At 67.5% G+C, this 5,616-nt stretch carries 7 protein-coding genes; all 7 read left to right on the forward strand.

Annotation, left to right across the window (positions count from 1 at the left end; translation table 11 throughout):
- The coding region (locus RMO12_RS05800; RefSeq protein WP_309638557.1) for a response regulator at positions 1–325 on the forward strand (325 nt) is incomplete at its 5' end.
- Between the two features lie 99 nt (positions 326–424).
- A complete protein-coding gene (locus RMO12_RS05805; RefSeq protein WP_309638558.1) occupies positions 425–610 on the forward strand; it encodes a Flp family type IVb pilin in 186 nt (61 codons plus the stop codon).
- Positions 611–691: 81 nt separating this feature from the next.
- Entirely contained in the window at positions 692–874 is a 183-nt protein-coding gene (locus RMO12_RS05810) for a Flp family type IVb pilin (RefSeq protein WP_309638559.1), read from the forward strand.
- Positions 875–930: 56 nt separating this feature from the next.
- Positions 931–1,509, forward strand: a complete 579-nt coding sequence (locus tag RMO12_RS05815; protein ID WP_309638560.1) for an A24 family peptidase — start codon at positions 931–933, stop codon at positions 1,507–1,509.
- A gap of 27 nt (positions 1,510–1,536) precedes the next feature.
- Positions 1,537–2,940 carry an ATP-binding protein gene (locus RMO12_RS05820; protein WP_309638561.1) on the forward strand — a complete coding sequence of 468 codons (1,404 nt, stop codon included), beginning with the start codon at positions 1,537–1,539 and terminating at the stop codon, positions 2,938–2,940.
- Positions 2,937–3,806, forward strand: coding sequence for a Flp pilus assembly protein CpaB (cpaB, locus tag RMO12_RS05825; RefSeq protein ID WP_309626074.1), 870 nt, complete (start codon positions 2,937–2,939; stop codon positions 3,804–3,806). The genes RMO12_RS05820 and cpaB overlap by 4 nt, the downstream gene beginning before the upstream one ends.
- Before the next feature lie 61 nt (positions 3,807–3,867).
- Positions 3,868–5,616, forward strand: a 1,749-nt coding sequence (locus tag RMO12_RS05830; RefSeq protein WP_309638562.1) for a type II and III secretion system protein family protein, incomplete at its 3' end; no start/stop codon positions are given.

Raw genomic sequence — 5,616 nt, forward strand, 5'->3', positions numbered from 1 at the left:
GGCGCACGCGCGTGAACTGCAGCCCGACGTGGTGGTGCTCGACGTCGACCTTGGCGGCGAAGACGGCCTGGCACTGATCCCGGCGCTGCACTGCATCGCTGCGTGCGAGGTGGTGGTGCTCACCAGCCTGGCCGACCCGCAGGTCGCAGCGCGCGCGCACGGTCTTGGCGCTCGCGCCTGCGTGCAGAAGACGGCACCCGCCGCCGAGCTGATCGGGCTGCTGGACGGCATCGCGAACGCGCGCATTGGTGACAGCAAGGCGCTCACACCCCCCGCATCCATGGGGAGCGCTTTGTCCCGCTCGCATGGGACCAAGCACCCATGAGCGCCGGGCAATTGCGCCGATGGCAGGGCCGCGATGGCTGGCTACATTGAGGTCATCGAAGCAAGAACGGTCCGACAGAAAACCACACGAGGGAGCGCCATGACGACTAACAGCACCGCCTGCCTCGCCCGCTTCATGCGTGAAGACGAGGCCGTGACGGCCATTGAATACGGGCTGTTGGCGGCCTTGATTGCGGTGGCCTGCATCGTTGCGTTCCAGGCCACCGGCACGTCGCTGAACGCCCTCTACAACTACTGGAGCGCCGCAGTCAACGCGGCGCTGTAATGCTGATTTGAAAGATTTCAGCCTGGTCCGGGCTGATTCGCAGAGCCGGCGACGGCGTTCATCAACAGGAGAGGAAGCATCATGAAACTCGTTAACTTCATCAAGAACTTTGCCCGCGAAGACGACGGCGTCACCGCCATCGAATACGGCCTGATCGCGGCGCTGATCGCGGTGGTGATCATCGCCTCCGTGACAATCGTTGGGACCCAGCTCGCGCTGGTCTTCACGAGAATTGGCACCGCCCTGACCACCGCGCTGGCGTAAGTGTCGTCACGCACCCGCAAGGTCACAGCGCTTCGAGCACGCAACGGGAGGCCGGCATGGAACCACATACCGCGCTGATCCTGCTCGCCTTCATTGCGCTTGTGATGGCCGCCGTGGTGTTCGATCTGCGCACCCGGCGCATCCCCAACAGCCTCGTGCTGGCGGGGATGGCGCTGGGCCTTTTATTCCAGACCGTGGCCCCGAGCGGCGGCGGTCTTTTCAATGGCGCCGGCGACGGCAGCCTCGGCCCTGCGCAAGCGCTGCTCGGCGCGGCCACCGGCCTGGCGCTCTTCATGCCGATGTACGCGCTGCGCACGCTGGGCGCCGCTGACGTCAAGCTGCTCGGCATGGTCGGCATGTGGCTGGGCGCAGAACCGGTTGCCTGGGCCGCGCTCTGGGCACTGCTGGCCGGCGGCGCGCTCGCGCTCGCCGTCGCAGTCGGCAGCGGCGTCATGCGCCAGGTGCTGAACAACCTGCACGACATGCTCTGGTACTCGCTCCTGCGCATCCAGACCGGCCAGGACATGTCGGTCGCGGCACCGAGCCGCACCACCGGCCGGCTGCCCTATGCGCTGGCCATCGCCTGCGGCACGACGGTCGAAGTCGTGCGCCAGTTGATGCGCACGTCTTCCTGAACACCGCCTCCACTTGGGACGAACGACATGACCTCCCGCGTGATCCCGCTCCCCACCCTCGGTGATGAACTGCTGACCCATGCCATCGAGGCCGGCGCCGGCAGGCACCGGCCCGCTGTTGCCACCACCGCCGGGCTGCCGCACGCCCCGCGCACGATCGAGGAAACCGGCCTCTCGCTGCTGCTCCTGTCGGAGCTGGCGCTCAAGGTGATGCAGCAGCACGGACTCACGCACCTGCAGGAGCTCTCGGCCCACCTCAAGCTCAGCGCGGCCTTGATCGAGGGCCTGTACCTGCAGCTGCGCAAAGAGTCGCTGATCGACATCCACCGCCGTGGCGAGCTCGACGGCGACGTGACCTACGCACTCACCACCGCGGGCCGCGCGCGCGCCACCGACGCGCTGTCGCGCAACCTCTACAGCGGCCCGGTACCGGTGCCCCTGGGCGCCTACAGCGCAAGGGTGCAGGCGCAGAGCGTGGCCGACATGGGCGTGACGCAAGACGCGCTAGAAACCTCGCTGGCCGGCGTGGTGATCCGCCCCGAGGTGCGCGACCAGCTCGGCGCGGCCATGAACTCGCGGCGCGCGATCATGCTGTACGGCCCGCCCGGCGCCGGCAAGACCTTCCTGTGCGAGCTGATGTCGCGGCTCTTGAGCGGGCATGTGGCGGTGCCCTACGCGGTGGAAGTGGCCGGCGAGATCATCCGCGTGTTCGACCCCTTGATGCATCGCCCGGCGCGCAACTCCGGCGGCCCGCGCATCGACATCGACAACCGCAACCGCAGCGACGCCCGCTGGGTGCTGTGCGAGCGGCCCATGGTCACGACCGGCGGCGAGCTCACGCTCGAAATGCTCGACCTGGTGTTCGACCCGCGCGCCGGCTACTACCAGGCGCCACCGCACTTCAAGGCCAACAACGGCCTGTTCCTGGTTGACGACCTGGGGCGCCAATTGGTCACGCCGCGCCAGTTGCTCAACCGCTGGATCCTGCCGATGGAGCACCGGCACGACTTCCTCATGCTGAGAAACGGCGCCAAGTTCCAGATCCCGTTCGACAGCTTGCTGTTTTTCTCGACCAACCTCGCGCCCTCGGACGTGGCCGACGAGGCCTTCCTGCGGCGCATCGGCTACGAGATCTTCGTCGGCCCGGTCACACAAGAGCAATACCGCCAGATCACGCGCGAGGTGTGCGAGGAATACGCGGTGCCCTACACCGACGCCGCCTTCGAGCTGCTGCTCGGCTACCACCAGCGCCACGCCCGGCCGTTCCTGGCCTGCTACCCGCGTGACTTGGTGCGCCAGTTGGCCGACTACGGCGCGTACCACGGCCAGGCCGCCGAGCTCTCCAGCGATATGCTGGACTGGGCTTGGCACAACTACTTTGCAACCGAACCGGCGCGCGCTGACAGCGCGGCCATGGGAGCGTCACTATGAAGAGCACACGCGGATTGTTCATGCTGTTGATCGCGCTTTTGGCGGGCGGTGCGGCCGTGGCCTTTGCCTCGCGCTGGATGCAGGCGCAGGCCAAGGGCGGCGGCCTCATTGCGGTGGCCGCCGTGGACGTGCAGCTCGGCTCCAAACTCGTGCCCGAGATGCTGCGCATGGTGGAGTGGCCCTCGAGCAGCGTACCGCCGGGTGCCTTTACGCAGGTGGCAGAGCTGGACGGGCGGGTCGTCAAGTCATCGGTCACGCGCGGCGAGCCCATCATCGAAGGCAAGCTCGCCCCCGCGGGCACCCAGGGCGGCCTCTCGGCGGTGGTGGCCGACGGCAAGCGCGCGATGACCGTGCGCGTCAACGACGTGATCGGTGTGGCCGGCTTCGCGCTGCCGGGCAATCACGTCGACATCATGGTCAACACGGTGAACGAAGGCAACCGCCGCGGCGACCAGGACAAGGCCATCAGCAAGATCGTGCTCGAACGAATCCTGGTGCTGGCGGTGGCGCAGGAAGCCAGCCGCGACGAGACCAAGCCCAAGGTGGTGAACGCGGTCACGCTCGAGGTCACGCCCTCGCAGGCCGAGAACCTGGACCTGGCGCGCAGCGTGGGCACCTTGTCGCTGGTGTTGCGCAACCAGGTCGAAACCCAGCTCGGCGAAACCGGAGGTGCCACCAAGGCGACGCTGCTCGGAGAAGACCATTCAGCGCCGCCGTTGGTGGTGGCCGCAGCGTCTGCACCGGCACCGGTCAAGCGCGCGGTGCGGCGAGTGCAGCCCGTGGCCGCGGCGCCGGTCGTCGCCGTGCAGAGCGCGACCTGTGTCGAGGTGATTCGCGGCACGGTCAAGAGCAACGAATGCTTCTAGTGCGCCCTCGAGCTACGCAAGTACCTAAGTCAACAAGATCAATCACAAGACGGGAGATCTCATGCGCAGCCAACGTCACGCTCTGTCATCCCTGTGGTCGCTGCGGCTGCGTCGCCGGCTGCAGTACGGGCTGCTCGGCGTTGCCACCACCGGCGCCCTGATCGCGCCAGCGGGCTGGGCGCAAAGTGCGCCGCCGGTGAAGCTGGCCGCAGCGGCCAGGACCGCAACACCGGGCCCCGTCGCACGCACGGTCGCGCCGAGCGATGCCGCGGTGGCACCCTGCGAGCGCGTGCTGATAGCGCCGCCCGTGCAGGTGAGCGTGGGCAAATCGACCGTGCTCAAGCCCGCCAGCCCGATCACGCGAGTGATCCTCGGCAACCCCGAGGGCTCGCGCGCCGCGCGGCCGGTGGAGGCCAAGGGCAAGGATGACCCCAATGCCGCCAGCGGCGGCATGATGGACGACAAGTCGCGCCCCGGCGTGGCCGAGGTCGACGTGCTGCTCTTGAGCCCGACCGAGGTCTACGTGCTGGGCAAGAGCATCGGCACCACCAACGTGGTGCTGCGCGACCGCGCCGGGCAATGCACCGCCTTCGACGTGGTCGTCACCATGGACACCGGCTCCTTGCAGGCGGTGATCGGCCAACTGCTGCCCGACGAGCGCGGCGTGCGCGTGGCCTCGGCCTATGACTCGATCGTGCTGATGGGCACGGTGTCCGATAACGGCGCCGTCACGCGTGTCATGGACCTGGCCAACGCCTATGTGCGCGGCGCGGGCGGCGGCGGCAACACCAGCGTGGTGGGCGCCAACCCGCGCATCGTCAACATGCTCTCCACCGGTGCGCCGCAGCAGGTGATGCTGGAGGTGAAGGTGGCCGAAGTGTCGAAGGCACTGCTCGACCGCTGGGGCATCAACTTCACGCGGGCCTTCATGTCGGCCGACGGCGCGACGATGAAGCTGATCAGCGGATTGCTCGGAGGCGTCGGTGCGGTCGCCGGACAGGTTTCCGGTGTTCAAGGCGGGCTGATCAACGGCACGATCTCCGGCACGGTCGCCACCAACGGGCAGGCCGTCAGCCAATTTGCCGGGCCCGTGCGACTCATCAACGGCGAGGTCAAGCCGGCTCTCGGATCGGGCACGACCCAGATCGGCGTCGATGCCCAAAAGACCGATGGCTTGGTGAAGATCCTGGCCGAGCCGACCATCATGGCAATCAGCGGCCAAAAGGGCAGCTTCAACGCCGGGGGAAAGATTTTTATCCCGGTGGCGCAGGACAGCGGCTCGGGTGGCCGCACGATCACGCTGGAGGAAAAAGAGTTCGGCGTGTCGATAGCCTTCTTGCCGACGGTGCTGGACGGTGGACGCATCAATCTCGATGTGGCCTCCGAGGTCTCGGAACTCAACCGCGAAGGCGTGGGCATTTCGGCGCCCGGTGTCAGCGGCATCGCCATCTTGCCTTCCTTTACTTCGCGGCGCGCCCGCACCACGGTGCAGTTGGCGGATGGCCAGAGCTTTGCGATCGGCGGTCTGATCCGCAACAACAGCACCGCCAACATCCGCGCCTTTCCCATCCTGGGCGAGCTGCCGATCATCGGCGCGCTGTTTCGCAGCACCGAGTTCCAGACCGACAAGTCGGAGCTGGTGTTCGTGATCACGCCGCGCCTGGTGAAGCCGCTGCCGCCGACTTACGCCTTGCCGACCGACAACTACATACCGCCGACGCGCAGCGAGCTGCATTTGCAGGGTCGGCTCGAGGGGCGTCAGGCCGACGGCGAACCGAGGGTCAACGCAGCATCGACAACGGCTCCCGCT

The sequence above is a fragment of the Methylibium sp. genome (assembly GCF_031393925.1).
GTDB lineage: Bacteria > Pseudomonadota > Gammaproteobacteria > Burkholderiales > Burkholderiaceae_C > Methylibium.

Excerpts from the sequence above, each read along its gene's own strand:
- RMO12_RS05805 (WP_309638558.1), top strand. The coding sequence starts at position 425 with ATGACGACTAACAGCACCGCCTGCCTCGCCCGCTTCATGCGTGAAGAC.
- RMO12_RS05810 (WP_309638559.1), top strand. The coding sequence starts at position 692 with ATGAAACTCGTTAACTTCATCAAGAACTTTGCCCGCGAAGACGACGGC.
- RMO12_RS05815 (WP_309638560.1), top strand. The coding sequence starts at position 931 with ATGGAACCACATACCGCGCTGATCCTGCTCGCCTTCATTGCGCTTGTG.
- RMO12_RS05820 (WP_309638561.1), top strand. The coding sequence starts at position 1,537 with ATGACCTCCCGCGTGATCCCGCTCCCCACCCTCGGTGATGAACTGCTG.
- cpaB (WP_309626074.1), top strand. The coding sequence starts at position 2,937 with ATGAAGAGCACACGCGGATTGTTCATGCTGTTGATCGCGCTTTTGGCG.